Annotated in this window: 15 protein-coding genes; 12 read left to right on the top strand and 3 right to left on the bottom strand. The window is 63.9% G+C overall.

Annotation, left to right across the window (positions count from 1 at the left end; translation table 11 throughout):
* Positions 1-10 precede the first annotated feature (10 nt).
* Positions 11-1,441: an MFS transporter gene (locus tag CLU90_RS07795; RefSeq protein ID WP_100427620.1), complete on the bottom strand. Its 1,431-nt coding sequence runs from the start codon at positions 1,439-1,441 to the stop codon at positions 11-13.
* Between the two features lie 121 nt (positions 1,442-1,562).
* The gene (locus tag CLU90_RS07790) at positions 1,563-2,420 is read right to left on the bottom strand and encodes an MBL fold metallo-hydrolase (RefSeq protein ID WP_100427619.1); all 858 of its coding nucleotides are present in this window, start codon (positions 2,418-2,420) and stop codon (positions 1,563-1,565) included.
* A gap of 165 nt (positions 2,421-2,585) precedes the next feature.
* On the opposite strand from CLU90_RS07790, the gene CLU90_RS07785 reads away from it, so the two are divergent.
* The 9 genes from CLU90_RS07785 to CLU90_RS07745 all read left to right on the top strand — a co-directional run bounded on the left by CLU90_RS07785 (position 2,586) and on the right by CLU90_RS07745 (position 14,392).
* On the top strand, positions 2,586-2,822 hold the full coding sequence (locus CLU90_RS07785) for a hypothetical protein (protein ID WP_092714573.1): 237 nt from the start codon (positions 2,586-2,588) through the stop codon (positions 2,820-2,822).
* A gap of 123 nt (positions 2,823-2,945) precedes the next feature.
* Entirely contained in the window at positions 2,946-3,194 is a 249-nt protein-coding gene (locus CLU90_RS07780; RefSeq protein WP_034751890.1) for a hypothetical protein, read from the top strand.
* 343 nt (positions 3,195-3,537) lie between these two features.
* Positions 3,538-4,425 carry a methylisocitrate lyase gene (gene prpB / locus CLU90_RS07775; protein ID WP_092714575.1) on the top strand — a complete coding sequence of 296 codons (888 nt, stop codon included), beginning with the start codon at positions 3,538-3,540 and terminating at the stop codon, positions 4,423-4,425.
* A gap of 80 nt (positions 4,426-4,505) precedes the next feature.
* Complete coding sequence (prpC, locus tag CLU90_RS07770; protein WP_100427618.1) at positions 4,506-5,660, top strand: bifunctional 2-methylcitrate synthase/citrate synthase; 1,155 nt, start codon at positions 4,506-4,508, stop codon at positions 5,658-5,660.
* A gap of 11 nt (positions 5,661-5,671) precedes the next feature.
* Positions 5,672-8,266, top strand: a complete 2,595-nt coding sequence (gene acnD / locus CLU90_RS07765; protein ID WP_100427617.1) for a Fe/S-dependent 2-methylisocitrate dehydratase AcnD — start codon at positions 5,672-5,674, stop codon at positions 8,264-8,266.
* 98 nt (positions 8,267-8,364) lie between these two features.
* Entirely contained in the window at positions 8,365-9,555 is a 1,191-nt protein-coding gene (prpF, locus tag CLU90_RS07760; RefSeq protein ID WP_100427616.1) for a 2-methylaconitate cis-trans isomerase PrpF, read from the top strand.
* Between the two features lie 137 nt (positions 9,556-9,692).
* The gene (locus CLU90_RS07755; RefSeq protein ID WP_100427615.1) at positions 9,693-11,219 is read left to right on the top strand and encodes an MBOAT family O-acyltransferase; all 1,527 of its coding nucleotides are present in this window, start codon (positions 9,693-9,695) and stop codon (positions 11,217-11,219) included.
* Between the two features lie 14 nt (positions 11,220-11,233).
* On the top strand, positions 11,234-12,460 hold the full coding sequence (locus CLU90_RS07750; protein WP_100427614.1) for a hypothetical protein: 1,227 nt from the start codon (positions 11,234-11,236) through the stop codon (positions 12,458-12,460).
* Positions 12,461-12,505: 45 nt separating this feature from the next.
* A complete protein-coding gene (locus tag CLU90_RS07745; protein ID WP_100427613.1) occupies positions 12,506-14,392 on the top strand; it encodes a propionate--CoA ligase in 1,887 nt (628 codons plus the stop codon).
* 44 nt (positions 14,393-14,436) lie between these two features.
* Here CLU90_RS07745 and CLU90_RS07740 read toward each other — a convergent pair whose 3' ends face one another.
* On the bottom strand, positions 14,437-15,150 hold the full coding sequence (locus tag CLU90_RS07740; protein ID WP_100427612.1) for a S24 family peptidase: 714 nt from the start codon (positions 15,148-15,150) through the stop codon (positions 14,437-14,439).
* Positions 15,151-15,299: 149 nt separating this feature from the next.
* On the opposite strand from CLU90_RS07740, the gene CLU90_RS07735 reads away from it, so the two are divergent.
* From CLU90_RS07735 to CLU90_RS07725, 3 genes are all read left to right on the top strand, one after another.
* Complete coding sequence (locus CLU90_RS07735; protein ID WP_157808775.1) at positions 15,300-15,734, top strand: FeoC-like transcriptional regulator; 435 nt, start codon at positions 15,300-15,302, stop codon at positions 15,732-15,734.
* A gap of 55 nt (positions 15,735-15,789) precedes the next feature.
* Complete coding sequence (locus CLU90_RS07730) at positions 15,790-16,218, top strand: hypothetical protein (RefSeq protein ID WP_100427610.1); 429 nt, start codon at positions 15,790-15,792, stop codon at positions 16,216-16,218.
* 274 nt (positions 16,219-16,492) lie between these two features.
* Positions 16,493-17,992 carry a nucleobase:cation symporter-2 family protein gene (locus CLU90_RS07725; RefSeq protein ID WP_232731119.1) on the top strand — a complete coding sequence of 500 codons (1,500 nt, stop codon included), beginning with the start codon at positions 16,493-16,495 and terminating at the stop codon, positions 17,990-17,992.
* Position 17,993 lies beyond the last annotated feature (1 nt).

The following is a 17,993-nucleotide window of genomic DNA, read 5'->3' as shown; positions in this document are numbered from 1 at the left end:
TCCGCGCGCATCATGCGGGGTCTTCAGCCCTGCCTTGGGAGCGGCCTAGCACGAAAATCGCCAGCGCCGCCAGAATGAGCGCGCTGGCCACGCCGAAGGTGGCATGCATGCCGACGATCGTGGCCGCTGGCCGGGCGTTGGCGATATCGCCGGCGCCCGCAGCGAAGACGGCGCCCATCACGGAGGCGCCCGTGACGAGCCCCAGATTGCGCGACAGATTGAGCATGCCGGAGATGACGCCGCGCTGCTCGGGAGCGATATCGCCCATCACGGCCGTATTGTTGGCTGCCTGGAACAGCGCATAGCTGGCCGTGAGCAGCATGATCGGTGCGGCGTAGCCGGGAATGCCCAGGCTGGCGGGCAGCAGGGCCAGCGCCAGGCAGGCGACGGCCGCGCCGCCCAGGCCCGCGCCGCCCATGCGCCGCGCGCCGTAGCGGTCCACCAGCCAGCCGGACGGCACGCCGCAGAACGCGGCCACCAGCGGCCCGGCCGCCAGCACCATGCCGGTGGCGGCAGCGCCCAGGCCCAGGCCGCGCGCGAGATAAAAGGGGCCGACCACAAGGGTGGACATCATGACCGTCGACACGAGCATGCTGGTCGCCAGGCCGGCGCCCAGCACGGGCGCGCGCAGCATGGCCAGGCGTATCAGCGGCGCCGGCGCTTTCAGTTCAACGCGGACGAACACGATGGCGCCCACGCAGGCGGCCAGCAGCAGCGCCACGTTGCGCATGCCGAAATGGCCGCGGCCCAAGGTCATGGCCAGCGCATAGGCGGCCAGGGTCAGCGCCAGCAGCAAGGTGCCGCGGTGGTCGAACACGGGCCGTTTGGCGTTGGCGCTTCGCCGGTCGGCCGGCAGGTAGCGCCAGGCCAGCAGCAGCGCCATGCCGGCCAGCGGCACGTTGACGAGGAAAATGGCTTGCCAGCCGAAGCGCGCGATCAGCAGGCCGCCCAGCGCGGGACCCAGCGTGGTGCCGACGGCCGACATGGTGCCGAGCAGGCCCATGGCGCTGCCCGTCCTGGCCTTGGGTACGGTGCTGCCGACAAAGGCCATGGTCAGCGCCATCATGACGGAGGCGCCCAGGCCCTGCAGGGCGCGCGCGGCGACCAGCAGCCACAAGGAGGGCGCCAGCGCGCACAGGATGGAGGCGGCGGCAAACAGCGCGATGCCGGCCAGCAGCAGGCGGCGCCGGCCGACCATGTCGCCCAGGCGCCCCACGCTGACGATCAGCGCGGTGATGGCCAGCAGATAGGACAGCACGATCCATTGCACATCCTGGAACGGCGCGTGCAGGGCCCTGGCCATGTCGGGCAAGCCCACGTTGGCGATGCTGGTGCCCAGCGCGGGCAGCAGCATGGCCAGAGACAGGCTGGCAAGCGCGCCGCGCATGGGTAGCGTGATGGTCTGTTGCTCGGATGGAGCGGATGTTGACGGTGGTTGCATGGCGTGGCGGATCCTCGGATAGGGTCGCCACATGGTACTGAGGGATCTGGCATGGCGGAAGACGCAGCATGTGCATTGTGTTGTTGCGTCTGACGCCATGTGAGGGAACTACATCACCAGGCTAGATCGCATTGAGCGGTATCTTCAGGTAGCGCACGCCGTTGTCTTCCGGCTCGGGCAGCTTGCCCGCATTGATGTTGACCTGGATGGCGGGCAGGATCAGGGTCGGCATGTCGAGGGTGGCGTCGCGGCCCGTGCGCATGGCCACGAATTGCTCTTCCGTAATACCGTCGCGCAAGTGGATATTGCTGGCGCGCTGTTCGGCCACCGTCACTTCCCAGCGCGGCGCGCGGCCGTTGGGCGGGTAGTCGTGGCACATGAACAGGCGGGTCTGCGGCGGCAGCGACAGCAAACGCTGCACGGAACGGTACAGCAGGGACGCGGAGCCACCGGGAAAGTCGCAGCGGGCCGAGCCCACGTCCGGCATGAACAGGGTGTCGCCGACAAACACGGCGTCGCCGATCTGGTAAGCCAGGTCGGCCGGCGTGTGGCCGGGCACGTGCAGGGCGCGCACTTCCAATGCGCCGATATGAAACACCTGGTCCGGGGCGAACAGCTGGTCGAACTGCGAGCCGTCGGCCCTGGCGCCGTCCTGGTGGTAGACGGCGGCAAACGCCTGCTGCACCGTCTGGATGGCGGCGCCGATGGCCACGTCGCCGCCCAGCTGCTGCTGCAGGTAGGGCGCAGCGGACAGGTGGTCGGCATGTGCGTGGGTTTCCAGCAGCCAGCGGCACTGCAAGCCGTGTTCGCGCACGAAGGCGATCACCTTGTCGGCCGAAGCGGTGGACGTGCGGCCGGCCTTGGGGTCGTAGTCGAGCACGGAATCGATGATGGCGCAGTCCCGCCCGTCGGCCTCGTAGACGACATAAGTGACGGTGGAGGTGGCAGTGTCGAAGAAAGCTTGGATTTGTGGGGTCATCACGGCAGCAAAGGACGGACAGGGAAGGACATTATATCGCCAGAGTCCGTTCAAAAAATGTTGAAATTTGAGATTCGGCATGCGAAAAACAGATATGCGCCCATCGCAGTCGTGCGCACCCTGCGCCTTGCCGCGTGCTAACCTCATTGCTACAAGGAGGAATTCATGAACGATATCACTGCACGCAGCGAACAGTACCGCGGTTTTACGATTTCCGTGACCCCGCAAAAGGATAACGACGATCTATGGGATTTTACCTACCGCCTGCAGCGCGAAGGGGAGCCCGAGGCGCAGGCGATCACGCGCAGCCGCACCCTGGGCGGTTATGCGGCTCCCGAGACGGCATGCGCGGCCGGCCTGGAAGTAGCCCGCACGGAAGTGGATAACCTGCTGCGTCCTTGAGCCAGCGTAAATCGTTTAGCCCGAAAGTGAGCCTGGCTACGGCCGGCGCGTGAAACACGTCGCTGCCGGTCGCGCTTCATGCTACGATTTCCATTATTGAGTCAGTCGCCAAGGAGGCACCCCATGAATAGCAGTTCCAAAATTCACTATAAAGGCTGGGAAATCGTTCCCCTGGCCGTGCCCACCACCGACGGCAAATGGTCGGCCAGTTGCGACATCGAGCGCGCCACGGCGGAAGGACTGGAAGTATTCGAAGGCTCGACCATGCAATTCGTGCGCGACGACGAGGAGGGCGCCATCGCCGCCGCCTGCGAGGAAGCCGTGCGCCAGATCGACAACATCATCGCCAATCCGCTGGTGCGGCTGGCCTGATCCCTCACCTTTCCGCACTCATCTTCAGCCGGCACCCGCCGGCTGTTTTTCTTTCCGCTCCTGCTTCCATTGATTTCACCGAGTTCTGTTGCATGTTTCAATATTTTGTTTCAAGGTGAAATTATGAAACAATATTGAAACGTTGCGCAAACCAAACGTGACATCGCTGTTACCAGGCGGTACAGCCGTAGAGCAGCGCCGGCGCGCGCCTTCCCCCTGTTTTCACTCTGCCGTCACGTCTTTTTTGCGACGCCGCGCCGGCCTGGCACGGCATTTGCAATACTGGTGCTCATAGCCACTCCGTGAAACATTCGGGACCATCCGAAACCCATAAGGTGAACACATGACTCAATACTCCGCAGGTGCCGCATTCCGCAAGGCCGTCCAGGAAGAATCTCCGTTGCAAGTGGTCGGCGCCATCAACGCCAACCACGCCTTGCTGGCCAAGCGCGCCGGCTATAAAGCCATCTACCTGTCCGGCGGCGGCGTCGCGGCCGGCTCGCTGGGCTTGCCCGACCTGGGCATTTCCAGCCTGGACGACGTGCTGACCGATATCCGCCGCATCACCGACGTGTGCGACCTGCCGCTGCTGGTCGACGCCGACACGGGTTTCGGTTCGTCCGCCTTCAACGTGGCGCGCACCGTGAAATCGATGATCAAGTTCGGCGCGGCCGCCCTGCACATCGAAGACCAGGTTGGCGCCAAGCGCTGCGGCCACCGTCCGGGCAAGGAAATCGTGAGCAAGGAAGAAATGGTCGACCGCATCAAGGCGGCCGTCGATGCGCGCACGGACCCGAACTTCGTCATCATGGCGCGCACCGATGCGCTGGCCGTCGATGGCCTGGAAGCGGCGCTCGAGCGCGCCGTCGCCTGCGTCGAGGCGGGCGCCGACATGATCTTCCCGGAAGCGATCACGGACCTGGACATGTACGCCACCTTCGCCAAGGCCGTCAACGTGCCGATCCTGGCCAACATCACGGAATTCGGTTCCACGCCGCTGTTCACGCTGGACGAACTGCGCAGCGCCCACGTGGGCCTGGCGCTGTACCCCTTGTCGGCCTTCCGCGCGATGAACAAGGCGGCCGAAAACGTCTACCAGGCGCTGCGCCGCGACGGCACGCAAAAGAACGTCGTCGACACCATGCAAACGCGCATGGAGCTGTATGAATCGATCAATTACCACGATTTCGAGCAAAAACTCGATGCGCTGTTCGCCGCGCAAAAGAAATAAGCAGAAATAAGCAAGAAGCAGGGGCCGCATGCTGGCCCCGCAGTGACGCAACCGAGACTAGTCAATTTTTGGAGAAATCAATGAACGCACCGCAAGCCGCCACTTTCAAGCCTAAAAAATCCGTCGCCCTGTCCGGCGTCACCGCCGGCAACACGGCGTTGTGCTCGGTCGGCAAGACCGGCAACGATTTGCACTACCGCGGCTACGATATCCTGGACGTGGCCGACAGCTGCGAGTTCGAGGAAATCGCCTACCTGCTGGTGCACGGCAAGCTGCCGACTTCCGCGGAACTGAAAGGCTACAAGGCCAAGCTGAAATCCTTGCGCGGCTTGCCGTCGGCCGTGAAGCTGGCGCTCGAAGCGCTGCCGGCCGCCGCCCACCCGATGGACGTGATGCGCACGGGCGTGTCCGTGCTGGGCTGCACCCTGCCGGAAAAAGACGACCATAACGCGCCGGGCGCGCGCGACATCGCCGACCGCCTGATGGCGTCGTTCGGCTCCATGCTGCTGTACTGGTACCACTACAGCCATAACGGCAAGCGCATCGAAGTGGAAACGGACGACGATTCGATCGGCGGCCACTTCCTGCACCTGCTGCACGGCGAAAAACCGTCGGCGTCGTGGGAAAAAGCCATGCACACCTCGCTGATCCTGTACGCGGAACACGAATTCAACGCCTCGACCTTCACCAGCCGCGTCATCGCCGGCACGGGCTCGGACATCCACTCGGCCATCACGGGCGCCATCGGTGCGCTGCGCGGCCCGAAACACGGCGGCGCGAATGAAGTGGCGCTGGAAATCCAGAAACGCTACGACAACCCTGACGAAGCGGAAGCGGACATCCGCGAGCGCGTCGCCAACAAGGAAGTGGTGATCGGCTTTGGCCACCCCGTCTACACGATCTCCGACCCGCGCAACGTGGTCATCAAGGAAGTGGCCCGTTCGCTGTCGCAGGAAGCCGGTTCCACGAAAATGTTCGACATCGCCGAGCGCCTGGAATCGGTCATGTGGGAAATCAAGAACATGTTCCCGAACTTGGACTGGTTCTCGGCCGTGTCCTACCACATGATGGGCGTGCCGACGGCGATGTTTACGCCGCTGTTCGTCATTTCGCGCACCTCGGGCTGGGCCGCCCACATCGTCGAGCAGCGCATCGACAACAAGATCATCCGCCCGAGCGCCAACTACGTGGGCCCGGAAGACCTGGAATTCGTGCCGATCAAGGACCGCAAATAATGACCCCTAATATGAACACACTGCACCGCAAGGCCTTGCCGGGAACAGGGCTGGACTACTTCGACACGCGCGCCGCAGTCGATGCGATTCAGCCAGGCGCCTACGCCACCTTGCCCTACACCTCGCGCGTGCTGGCCGAAAACCTCGTGCGCCGCTGCGACCCGGCCACCCTGAACGCCTCGCTGAGCCAGTTCATCGAACGCCGCCGCGACCTGGACTTCCCGTGGTTCCCCGCGCGCGTGGTCTGCCATGACATCCTGGGCCAGACGGCCCTGGTCGACCTGGCCGGCCTGCGCGACGCCATCGCGGCCCAGGGCGGCGACCCGGCCCTCGTCAACCCCGTCGTGCCCACGCAGCTGGTGGTCGACCACTCGCTGGCCGTCGAATGCGGCGGTTTCGACCCCGACGCCTTCGCCAAGAACCGCGCCATCGAAGACCGCCGCAACGAAGACCGTTTCGACTTCATCGACTGGACCAAGAAAGCGTTTAAAAACGTCGACGTGATCCCGCCGGGGAACGGCATCCTGCACCAGATTAACCTCGAGCGCATGTCGCCCGTGATCCAGGTGCAGGACGGCGTGGCCTATCCCGACACCCTGGTCGGCACGGATTCACATACGCCGATGGTCGACGCGCTGGGCGTGATCGCCATCGGCGTGGGCGGCCTGGAAGCGGAAAGCGTGATGCTGGGCCGTGCTTCGTGGATGCGTTTGCCCGACATTATCGGCGTCAAGCTGACGGGTAAACCGCAGCCCGGTATCACGGCTACCGACACGGTGCTGGCGCTGACGGAATTTTTGCGCAAGCAGAAGGTCGTCTCGTCCTACCTGGAATTCTTTGGCGAAGGCGCCTCGCACCTGACCCTGGGCGACCGCGCCACGATTTCCAACATGGCGCCGGAATTTGGCGCCACGGCCGCCATGTTCTACATCGACGCGCAAACCATCAAATATCTGAAACTGACGGGCCGCGACGACGAACTGGTGAAACTGGTGGAGCTGTACGCGAAAGAGACGGGCCTGTGGGCCGACAGCCTGGTCGACGCGCAGTATGAGCGCGTGCTGACGTTTGACCTGTCGTCCGTCGTGCGCAATATCGCCGGGCCGTCGAATCCGCACAACCGCGTGCCGACGTCGGAACTGGCCGCGCGCGGCATCTCCGGCGTGGTCGAGAACGAGCCGGGCAAGATGCCGGACGGCGCCGTCATCATCGCGGCCATTACCAGCTGCACCAACACGAACAATCCGCGCAACATGATCGCCGCCGGCCTGATCGCGCGCAATGCGAACCGCCTGGGATTGACCCGCAAGCCATGGGTGAAATCGTCGCTGGCGCCCGGCTCGAAAACCGTGGAACTGTATCTGCAGGAAGCGGGCCTGATGCCGGAACTGGAACAGCTGGGCTTTGGCGTCGTGGCCTTTGCCTGCACCTCGTGCAACGGCATGTCGGGCGCGCTCGACCCCGTGATCCAGGATGAAGTGGTGTCGCGCGACCTGTACGCCACGGCCGTCCTGTCGGGCAACCGCAACTTCGACGGCCGCATCCACCCGTACGCAAAGCAGGCTTTCCTCGCCTCGCCGCCGCTGGTGGTGGCCTACGCGATCGCCGGCACCATCCGCTTCGATATCGAAAAGGATGTGCTGGGCCATGACGCGGATGGCAAGCCGATTCTGCTCAAGGATATCTGGCCGTCCGACGAGGAAATCGACGCCATCGTCGCTGCCAGCGTCAAGCCGGAACAGTACCGCAAGGTGTACATTCCGATGTTCGCCGCGCAGGCTGACGACGGCATCAAGGTCAGCCCCCTGTACGACTGGCGTCCGCAGACGACGTATATCCGCCGGCCGCCGTACTGGGAAGGCGCGCTGGCCGGTGCGCGCCCCTTGAAAGGCATGCGTCCGCTGGCCGTCCTGGGCGACAACATCACGACCGACCACTTGTCGCCATCGAACGCCATCATGCTCGACAGCGCGGCCGGCGAATACCTGGCGAAGATGGGCTTGCCCGAGGAAGATTTCAATTCCTACGCCACGCACCGGGGCGACCATTTGACGGCGCAGCGCGCCACGTTTGCCAACCCGACCCTGAAAAACGAGATGGTCATCGAGGACGGCAAGGTGAAAGCGGGTTCGCTCACGCGCATTGAACCGGAAGGCACGATCTCGCGCATGTGGGAAGCCATCGAGGTGTACATGGAGCGCAAGCAGCCATTGATCATCATCGCCGGCGCCGACTATGGCCAGGGTTCGTCGCGCGACTGGGCCGCCAAGGGCGTGCGCCTGGCCGGCGTGGAAGCCATCGTGGCCGAAGGCTTCGAGCGCATCCACCGCACCAACCTGGTGGGCATGGGCGTCTTGCCGCTGGAATTCCTCCCTGGCGTGAACCGCAAGACCCTGGGCCTGGACGGCAGCGAAACCTACGACGTCGTGGGCGAGCGCACGCCGCGCTCCACCCTGACTCTCGTCATCCACCGCAAGAACGGCGAAACGGTGCAAGTGCCCGTCACCTGCCGCCTCGATACGGCGGAAGAGGTGTCGATCTATGAGGCGGGCGGCGTGCTGCAACGCTTTGCGCAGGATTTCCTCGAGTCTTCGAAAGCCGCGTAATTCACGATTGATGCAACGTAATCAGGGGTCAGACCCGGCGGGTCTGACCCCAGCTCTTTGCCTCTGGGTTTAATCAGCAATTCAACGCAGGAACTCTAATGACCCATACCCCCCAAATCAAAATCCCCGCCACCTATATGCGCGGCGGCACCAGCAAGGGCGTGTTCTTCCGCCTGCAGGATTTGCCTGCCAGCGCGCAAGTGCCGGGCGCCGCGCGCGATGCGCTCCTGCTGCGCGTGATCGGCAGCCCCGACCCCTACGGCAAGCAGATCGACGGCATGGGCGGCGCCACCTCGAGCACTAGCAAGACGGTGATCCTGGCGAAAAGCAGCAAGCTTGACCACGACGTCGACTATCTGTTCGGCCAGGTTTCCATCGACAGGCCCTTCGTCGACTGGAGCGGCAACTGCGGCAACCTGTCGGCCGCCGTCGGCTCGTTCGCCATTGCCAGCGGCTTGGTGGACGCCGCCCGCGTGCCTGCAAACGGCATCGCCACGGTGCGCATCTGGCAAGCCAATATCGGCAAGACCATCATCGCCCACGTGCCCATGACGCAGGGCGAAGTACAGGAAACGGGCGACTTCGAACTCGATGGCGTGACCTTTCCGGCCGCCGAAGTGAAACTGGAATTTCTCGATCCGGCCGCCGAGGAAGAGGGCGGCGGCGGTGCGATGTTCCCTACCGGCAACCTCGTCGATGACCTCGACGTGCCTGGCATCGGCGTGTTGAAAGTCACGATGATCAACGCCGGCATCCCGACGATTTTCGTCGATGCGGACGCCATCGGCTACACGGGCACGGAGCTGCAGGACGCCATCAATGGCGATCCGGCCGCGCTAGCCCGCTTCGAGACCATCCGCGCGCACGGCGCGCTGCGCATGGGCCTCATTTCCCATCTCGACGAGGCGGCGAAGCGCCAGCACACGCCGAAAGTGGCGTTTGTCGCCAGGCCGGCCAGCTACGTCTCGTCCAGCGGCAAGCAGGTCAACGCGGCCGATATCGACCTGCTGGTGCGCGCCCTGTCCATGGGCAAGCTGCACCACGCCATGATGGGCACGGCCGCTGTCGCCATCGGCACGGCGGCGGCCATTCCCGGCACACTGGTCAACCTGGCGGCCGGCGGCGGCCCCCGTAACTCGGTGCGCTTCGGCCACCCGTCCGGCACCCTGATGGTGGGCGCGGAAGCGGCGCTGGCCGATGGCGCATGGAGCGTCACCAAGGCCATCATGAGCCGCAGCGCGCGCGTGCTGATGGAAGGGGCGGTGCGCATTCCCGGCGACGCGTTTTAAGCTGCCAGGTCCGGCGGGGCCGATACGCATGCAGATAAGTTGATATTTCTGCTAGCAACGAAACGGAGCGACAAGGAAAATGGCGGGGCGCCAAGGCGTGGCCCTGGCGACCTCCCATCTTCCCGACAGGTAAAGCGATGCTATTCAACTCATGGATCTTCCTGTTTGCCTATCTGCCCGTCACGGTGGCCGGTTTTTTCATCCTCGGCCGGCGCAAGCAATTATGGGCTGCCGCCTGGCTGGCGGCGGCTTCGCTGTTCTTCTACGCTTACTGGGATTACCGCTACCTGCCGCTGTTGCTGGGTTCCGTCGTCTTCAACTACGGCTGCGCGGCCTGGCTGGCAGCCAGTCCCCCGGCGCGCAAGAAATCGATACTGGCTGCCGCCATTGCCGCCAACCTCGGCTTGCTCGCCTACTATAAATACGCGGGATTTTTCCTTGCCAGCCTGGCGCAATTGCTGGAGCGGCCCATGCCCGCCCTGCACGTGATTCTGCCCATCGGCATTTCCTTTTTTACTTTTACCCAGATCGCCTTCCTGGTCGACACCTGCAAGGGCAAGGTGCAGGAAAGCCGCTTCGTCCACTATCTGCTGTTCGTCACCTATTTCCCCCATCTGATCGCCGGCCCCGTCTTGCATCACAAGGAAATGATGCCGCAATTTGTCGACCGGCGTACCTTCCGCCTGTCTGCCAGCAATATCGCCATCGGCAGCACGATTTTTTTCATCGGCCTGGCCAAGAAGGTGCTGGTTGCCGATAATATCGGCGCCTATGCGGCGCCCTTGTTCAGTGATCCCGTCGCGCCATCGTTGCTGGTCGCCTGGGCTGGCGTGCTCGCGTATGCGTTCCAGCTGTACTTCGATTTTTCCGGCTATTCCGACATGGCCATCGGCTTGTCCCGGTTGTTTGGCGTGCGGCTGCCCTTGAACTTCGATTCACCCTATAAATCGCGCAATATCGCGCAATTCTGGCGCCGCTGGCACATGACCCTGTCGCGCTTTCTGCGCGATTACTTGTATATCCCGCTGGGCGGCAAGCGCTGCGGCCCGCTGCGGCGCTACCTGAACCTGATGATCACCATGGTGCTGGGCGGCCTGTGGCATGGCGCCGGGTGGAATTTCATCGTCTGGGGCGCGCTGCATGGCGCCTACCTGGCCATCCACAAGGGCTGGAGCGCTGTCGCGCGGCAGTGGCATTTGCCGTCCGATACGCGGGTGGTGAACATCCTGGCGACGATCCTCACTTTCACTGCCGTCTGCCTTGCCTGGGTCTTCTTTCGCGCGCCCGACCTGGCGACCGCCCTGACGATCATCAAAGGCATGGCAGGCGGCTTTGGCCTGGCCTTGCCCGATGTGCTGGCGCCCCATCTGCTGCCGCTCCAACCCATGCTGGGCGCCATGGGCATGGCTTATTACCTGGGCGGCGGCACGGCATTCATTGAAAGCTGGACGTGGATAGCGGTGGCTGCGCTGATTACCTTTGCCTTGCCGAATACGCAGCAGATCATGCGCCATTTCGATCCCGCGCTGGATTTTCAGGAGGGAGGGGAACGCATGCTTGCCTGGCGCGCCTCGCCTGGGTGGGCGGCGGCCATCGCCGTGCTGGCGCTGGCAAGCATGCTGGCCCTGAACCGTCCCGCCGAATTCCTGTATTTTCAATTCTAGGGGGAGGGCACATCATGACGGCATCTCCTTTCAAATCCTATCTGGCCATCCTGGCGCTGCTGCTGGCGGCCGGTGCCGTGCTGCTGGGCGCCTTCGTCTTCGTCGTCGATCCGTATGGCTTGTACGGCGTCGTCCGGCGCGACAACTTCAATGCCGTCAAGCCGGGCTTGAGCCGCTACCAGAACCAGATCAAGCAGGAGCATGCGCTGCGCAGGCAGCCGCGCTTCATCATCCTCGGCAATTCGCGCGCCGAGATCGGCTTCGATCCGCGCGCCAGCGCCTTGGCGGCGCTGGGCGCCGGCTACAACCTGGCGATACCCGGCACGGGCCTGGCCACGTCCGCCAGCCAGTTTGCGCAATTGCGCCAGGCAGGCGTCCGGCCACGTACGGTCATCGTGGGCATGGAATTCATCGATTTTCTCAATCCCGCCGTCGCGCCAGTTGCACGCCCGGCGCCAGCCACCGCTGCGCCTGCGCATGGCCATGCGTTCTGGCGCTTCGATGCGCTTTTCTCGCTGGCGTCAGTCAAGGATGCCGTGCACACGCTGCGCATCCAGCATGATGGCGAAGCGGCGACCATGTCGGCCGACGGCTTCAATCCCTTGCTTGACTATGGCGGCCATGCGCGCCGCGACGGCTACCACAAGATGTTTGCGCAACGGGCGCAGGAAAGCGCCGCCAACTTGCGCCGCAAATCGACGCGCGGCCTTGCCACCGCAGACTTTCAATTGCTGCGTAATTGTCTGCTGGCGATGGCGGCCACGCAGGCCGATGTCAAGCTGGTGATCTATCCGTATCACGCGCAAATGCTGGCCATGTTCGAGGCTGCGGGGCTGTGGCCCTTGTTCGAGGAATGGAAAGCACAGCTGGTGCAGGAAATTGGCGCGGTCAGGGCGCGATACCCGGACGCACGCATTTCCCTGACTGATTTCAGCGGGTATGGGCCGTACAACTGCGAGCCGATACCCGCCGCCAATGAGCGGGGCACTGCCACCCGCTGGTACTGGGAAGCGGGGCATTTCAAGAAGGCGCTGGGCGACATCGTGCTGCGGCGCGTGATGTCGCCACAGGACAGTGCGCCGGACGACGGGCAGTTCGGCATGTCGCTCGATGGCGCCAGCCTGGCGCAAAACCGCGAACGGATCGCGCAAGAGCGCGGCAGTTGCGCGGCGGCGCAGCCGGCCTTGTTTTCCCGGCAGCTGCTGGCTGAACAGCATGGCCAGGGCGGGGGACGCAGATGAACAGATAAGTAAAAAAGCATGGAAAACTACACTACCGGAGGAGACATGAATTTCGCAAGTTTTTATCAACGCTCGATCGATACGCCCGATGCTTTCTGGCGCGAGGAAGCGGAAAAGATCGACTGGAACACCCCGTTTTCGCAAGTGCTCGATTATTCGCGCCCGCCGTTCGCCAAATGGTTCGTCGGCGGCACCACCAATTTGTGCCACAACGCCGTCGACCGCTGGGTGGACAGCCAGGGCGATGCCGCCGCGCTGATCGCCATTTCCACGGAAACGAATACGGAGCGCACCTACAGTTTTCGCGAGCTGCAGCGCGAAGTGGAACGCTGCGCCGCCATCTTGCTGTCGCTGGGCGTGGTCAAGGGTGACCGTGTACTGATCTACATGCCGATGATCGCCGAGGCGGCGTTCGCCATGCTCGCTTGCGCGCGTATCGGCGCCGTGCACTCCGTCGTCTTTGGCGGCTTTGCCGCCAACAGCCTGGCCAGCCGGATCGACGATGCGCAGCCCAAGCTGGTGTTTTCCGCCGATGCCGGTTCGCGCAATGGCAAGGCAATCGCCTACAAGCCGCTGCTCGACGAAGCCATCCGCATCGCCGCGCACAAGCCGCGGCAAGTGCTGCTGGTCGATCGCCATCTGGTGCCGATGGAACTGACGCCAGGCCGCGACGTCGATTACGCGGCCCTGCGCGAGCGGCACCTGGACGCGCGGGTGCCCGTCACCTGGCTCGAATCGAACGAACCATCGTACGTGCTGTACACCTCGGGCACGACGGGAAAACCGAAGGGCGTGCAGCGCGACGTGGGCGGCTATGCGGTGGCGCTGGCGTCGTCAATGCAGTACAACTTCTGCGCCAAGCCCGGTGAAACCTTCTTTGCCACCTCGGACATCGGGTGGGTGGTGGGTCATTCCTACATCGTGTACGGCCCGCTGATCGCCGGCATGGCCACCATCCTGTACGAAGGCTTGCCCATCTGTCCCGATGCGGGCATCTGGTGGAGCATCGTTGAAAAATACAAGGTCACGCGCATGTTCTCGGCGCCGACGGCCATCCGCGTGCTGCGCAAGCATCCGGTGGAACTGATGCGCAAATACGACCTGTCGTCATTGAAAGCGCTGTACCTGGCGGGCGAGCCGCTCGATGAAACCACGTCGCAATGGATCGCCGACGAACTGAAAGTGGACATCATCGACAACTACTGGCAGACGGAGACTGGCTGGCCCATCCTCTCGGTGGCGAAAGGCGTGGCCGACACGCCGACGCGCCTGGGCAGCCCCGGCCTGGCCATGTACGGCTACCAGGTCAGGCTGCTCAACGAGGCGACGGGCGAGGAGTGCGGCGCCAACGAAAAGGGCGTGCTGGTGCTGGAAGGTCCGCTGCCGCCGGGCTGCATGCAGACGGTGTACGGCGACGATGCGCGCTTCGTCGACACCTACTGGTCCACCTTCGGCGAGCGGCAAGTGTATTCCACGTTCGACTGGGGCGTGCGCGACGCGGACGGCTATTATTTTATTCTGGGCCGCACGGACGACGTCATCAACGTGGCCGGCCACCGCCTGGGCACGCGCGAAATCGAGGAAAGCATCACCAGCCATCCGAACGTGTCGGAAGTGGCCGTGGTGGGCGTGGAAGACAAGCTCAAAGGCCAAGTGGCGATGGCTTTCGTGATCCTGAAGGACCCGCAGGGATACGACAGCGTGGAAGCGAAAGCGGCGCTGGAACGCGAAGTGATGGCCGTGGTCGACCGCCAGCTGGGCGCCGTGGCGCGGCCCGCGCGCGTGCTGTTCGTGGCGCAGCTGCCGAAGACGCGCTCGGGCAAGCTGCTGCGACGCTCGATCCAGGCCATCTGCGAAGGGCGCAGCCCGGGCGACCTGACGTCGATGGACGACCCGGCATCGCTGCAGCAGATCCAGGCAGCGCTGGCATAAGCGCCATGCTGAGGGCGAAGTTTATCATTCGATAAACTTCGCCCTCAAATGCGGTCGCTTTCCTTGCGCACGACCCGGCCCACGATCAGGCAGTCATTGCCGCGGCACAGCTTGCGGTGGTATTTGCGCTGGTCGGGGTTGTCCGACGTCAGCCACCATTCGCCGATGTCGCGCGCCATGCGCTTGACCACCGGCTCGCCTTCGTAATTGATGGCAAACACGATGCCGTCGGCCGGCCGGTTGTCGGCCGTATTGATGATCACCACGTCGTCCTCGTACAGCGCCGGCTCCATGCTCTCGCCCTTGACCTTGATCGCCACCAGTTTTTCAGGGTGGTAGCCATTGCGCTCGACCCAGCTGCGCGGCACGCTGATGGTGCTGCCGTCGTGCGTTTCCGGTTCGATGGCAAAGCCCGTGATGCCCGCCGACAGCCGCAATTTGACCTTGCGGATCGGGTAAAAACGCTCATCCTCGCCATCTTCCACCACCACGGGCTGCGCGCCGGCCAGCGCGCGCGCGGCCATGGCCGCCTGGTCGGGCGCCGCGCCCTGGTCGAAATACATGCTATCGAGCTGCAGGTCCGATTCCAGCTTGCGCGCGATCTTTTCGCTGAACGCGCGTCCCTCGCGGTAGGTGGGCGAGAGGATTTGCGAGATGCGCGCCTCGCTCCAGCCGCTGACGTCGGAAATCTTCTTGCGCGTGTTGTCGTAGTGCTCGCGGATCAGGGCCAGCAGGCGGTCGCGTCTGTATTGATACATATTCATCTCCACATTAAACCCGAAATTTACCGTTTGATAAATTACCAAATGCTTGACTTTAACATTAGCGATTGATAAAGTCTACTTGTTGCCTGTCGCAAACGCACTACAGCGTCTGCCGGCTGGCGACGCTACGGGAGGGCAGGCAGATGTTGAACGGTAGTCAGTTGGTTGCAAGCAGGGCGGCGCCGCGGCAGGGGCGCCAGTTACAGGGACGCGGCAAGAAGTCGCAGCTGCACATCGCCCGCATCGCGCAGTACATCGGCGAGCAGGGCCAGGCCAGCGCGGCGCAGTTGTCCGCCTTGCTGGGACTCGATGCGGGCACCATGAGCCGCTATTTGCGCCACATGTGCGGCATGGGGCAGATCCATCTGGCGCAGCGCCATTGCACCGAGCCGGGTCGCCAGCGGCCCGCCCTGTATGCGCTGGGCGAGCGGGACGACGACGTCGATGGCTGGGCCGAGCTGCCGCCGCAAGTGCGCCGCACGGCCAGTTGGGTGCGCGGCACGGCCAGCCGCGATCCGCTGGTGGCGGCGCTGTTTGGCCCGGCGCAAGAGCAGGGCAGCAAGCCATTTCTCAAATGAATGACAGCAAGCAAGCTGCCAAGCGCAGCTTTTTTGCCGCAACTGAAAGCACATCATGCATATCGATATCACCGCCGCAGGGGCTGCCTGGATCAAGCTGCTGGGCGTCCCCTTGCTGGCCGCCTTCTTTGCCACCTTGCTCAGCTTCATGGTCATGTGGCCACGCAACTGCAAGGAAGCGCTTATCCGTATTTGCTCCAGCATCATCATCGCAACGTTTGCCGGTCCCGTCCTGGTGTCGGTGGTGCTGGCGTGGTGGCCCGGCTTGTTTGACAGCGCGCAAACGGTGGCGGCGCTGTATGGCTGTGATCCGGCCACGGGCTTCCTGTTCATCGCCGCACCGCTGATGGCGCTCGTCGGCTTGCCGGCGTGGTGGCTGGTGAGTGCCAGCGTGCGCTGGTTCGACCGGCGCCGCGACAAGGATATCGGTGAACTGGCGGCAGATGCGGCCGCTGCCGTCAAGGAGGTGCGGACGCGACGCTGACGGCGCTGGCGTCCTCTTTTAGTGCATGCGCATGGCGGCGCGCCTGAAATCGGTGCGAAGGGGGAGGGTACCATGCGCCTCGTGCTGGTTTGTCACCACAAACTGTATACAATCCACCTGGCACGAAGCGTGCATGGCTACCTTGGTCGTCCCATCCCAGGAGCTTCGCATGCATCATCGGTCGCCAGTGTGTTCCCGTCGTCCCGTTTCTCTCTTGCTTTTCCCTTTCATCCGCGTCCATCCGGGGCGCGGTCACCCAGGAACTGGAGCGTAAATGGCCTCTTCCCGCTTGAAATCCATCCACCGCAGCACTCCCGGCAGCGCGCCTGCCGCGCCGTCCCCCGTCGATGAAATCCTGCCGGCCGGCAAGCTGTTTACCTTGGGCTTGCAGCACGTGCTCGTCATGTACGCGGGCGCCATTGCCGTACCGTTGATCGTGGGGCGCGCCCTCAAGCTGCCGCCCGAGCAGGTGGCGGCGCTGATCAGTGCCGACCTGTTCTGCTGCGGCCTCGTGACCCTGATCCAGTCCCTGGGCATAGGCAAGCATTTCGGCATCCGCCTGCCCGTCATGATGGGCGTCACCTTTGCCGCCGTCAGTCCCATGCTGGCCATGGCGAACAATCCGGCCCTGGGCATCACGGGCATCTTTGGCGCCGTGATCGGTGCCGGCGTCGTCTCGATGCTGATCGCGCCCTTCATCAGCCGATTGCTGGCCCTGTTTCCGCCCGTCGTCACGGGCAGCATCATCGCCGTGATCGGCGTGTCGCTGATGCGCGTGGGGGTGAACTGGGCCATGGGCGGGCCGCCCGCCATGGCGCAGATCGCCGATCCCGCCTTTGTCAAGATGGCCGCTGCCGCCACGGCGGCCGGCTTGCCCGCGCCGGCCGGTCCCGTGCCCATGATCGCCAACCCCGGTTACGGCGCGCTGGACAACATGGGTATCGCCGTCTTCGTGCTGGCCGTTATCTTGCTGGTGGCCAAGTATGGCCGCGGTTTCCTGTCGAATATCGCCGTATTGATCGGCATCATCGCCGGTACAGCGCTGTCGTTTGCGCTGGGCAAGGCCGATTTCGCCAAGGTGGCCGGCGCCAAGGCTTTTGCCATCGTCACGCCGTTCCAGTTCGGCATGCCGACTTTCGACCTGGTTGCCATCGTCACCATGAGTCTCGTGATGATCGTCGTCATGATCGAGTCGCTCGGCATGTTTTTGGCCTTGGGCGACATGACGGGCAAGCGCGTCGGGCAGGCCGACATCAGCCGCGGCTTGCGTGTCGATGGCCTGGGCACCTTGATCGGCGGCATCTTCAATACCTTCCCTTACACCTCGTTTTCGCAAAACGTGGGCCTGGTGGGCGTGACGGGCGTGCGCAGCCGCTGGGTCTGCGTGGCGGCCGGCATCATCCTGCTCGTCATGGGCATGATCCCGAAGATTGCGCAAACGGCCGAAGCCGTGCCGGCGTTCGTGCTGGGCGGGGCAGGGCTGGTGATGTTCGGCATGGTGGCCGCCACCGGCATCCGCATCCTGGCCGGCGTCGACTACAAGAGCAACCGCAACAACCTGTTCATCGTGGCCCTGGCTATCGGTTTCGGCATGCTGCCGCTGGTGGCGGAACAGTACGCGCAGCACATGCCGAAAGTGCTGTCGCCGTTGCTGCACAGCGGCATCCTGTTGGCCGCCATCGTTGCCGTGCTGCTCAATCTGTTCTTCAATGGCTTGGCGTCGCAGGAAAAGGCGCAGGAGCAGGCGCGCGAGAACAGCCATGGCAGCGATTGAA

This window comes from Janthinobacterium sp. 67 (assembly GCF_002797895.1).
Classification (GTDB): Bacteria; Pseudomonadota; Gammaproteobacteria; order Burkholderiales; family Burkholderiaceae_D; genus Janthinobacterium.
This window is presented reverse-complemented; position numbering and strand designations above follow the sequence as displayed.

What these genes read in the sequence shown, in the direction of transcription:
- CLU90_RS07795 (WP_100427620.1), bottom strand. Translation starts at nt 1,441, where the DNA reads ATGCAACCACCGTCAACATCCGCTCCATCCGAGCAACAGACCATCACG.
- CLU90_RS07790 (WP_100427619.1), bottom strand. Translation starts at nt 2,420, where the DNA reads ATGACCCCACAAATCCAAGCTTTCTTCGACACTGCCACCTCCACCGTC.
- CLU90_RS07785 (WP_092714573.1), top strand. Translation starts at nt 2,586, where the DNA reads ATGAACGATATCACTGCACGCAGCGAACAGTACCGCGGTTTTACGATT.
- CLU90_RS07780 (WP_034751890.1), top strand. Translation starts at nt 2,946, where the DNA reads ATGAATAGCAGTTCCAAAATTCACTATAAAGGCTGGGAAATCGTTCCC.
- prpB (WP_092714575.1), top strand. Translation starts at nt 3,538, where the DNA reads ATGACTCAATACTCCGCAGGTGCCGCATTCCGCAAGGCCGTCCAGGAA.
- prpC (WP_100427618.1), top strand. Translation starts at nt 4,506, where the DNA reads ATGAACGCACCGCAAGCCGCCACTTTCAAGCCTAAAAAATCCGTCGCC.
- acnD (WP_100427617.1), top strand. Translation starts at nt 5,672, where the DNA reads ATGAACACACTGCACCGCAAGGCCTTGCCGGGAACAGGGCTGGACTAC.
- prpF (WP_100427616.1), top strand. Translation starts at nt 8,365, where the DNA reads ATGACCCATACCCCCCAAATCAAAATCCCCGCCACCTATATGCGCGGC.
- CLU90_RS07755 (WP_100427615.1), top strand. Translation starts at nt 9,693, where the DNA reads ATGCTATTCAACTCATGGATCTTCCTGTTTGCCTATCTGCCCGTCACG.
- CLU90_RS07750 (WP_100427614.1), top strand. Translation starts at nt 11,234, where the DNA reads ATGACGGCATCTCCTTTCAAATCCTATCTGGCCATCCTGGCGCTGCTG.
- CLU90_RS07745 (WP_100427613.1), top strand. Translation starts at nt 12,506, where the DNA reads ATGAATTTCGCAAGTTTTTATCAACGCTCGATCGATACGCCCGATGCT.
- CLU90_RS07740 (WP_100427612.1), bottom strand. Translation starts at nt 15,150, where the DNA reads ATGTATCAATACAGACGCGACCGCCTGCTGGCCCTGATCCGCGAGCAC.
- CLU90_RS07735 (WP_157808775.1), top strand. Translation starts at nt 15,300, where the DNA reads ATGTTGAACGGTAGTCAGTTGGTTGCAAGCAGGGCGGCGCCGCGGCAG.
- CLU90_RS07730 (WP_100427610.1), top strand. Translation starts at nt 15,790, where the DNA reads ATGCATATCGATATCACCGCCGCAGGGGCTGCCTGGATCAAGCTGCTG.
- CLU90_RS07725 (WP_232731119.1), top strand. Translation starts at nt 16,493, where the DNA reads ATGGCCTCTTCCCGCTTGAAATCCATCCACCGCAGCACTCCCGGCAGC.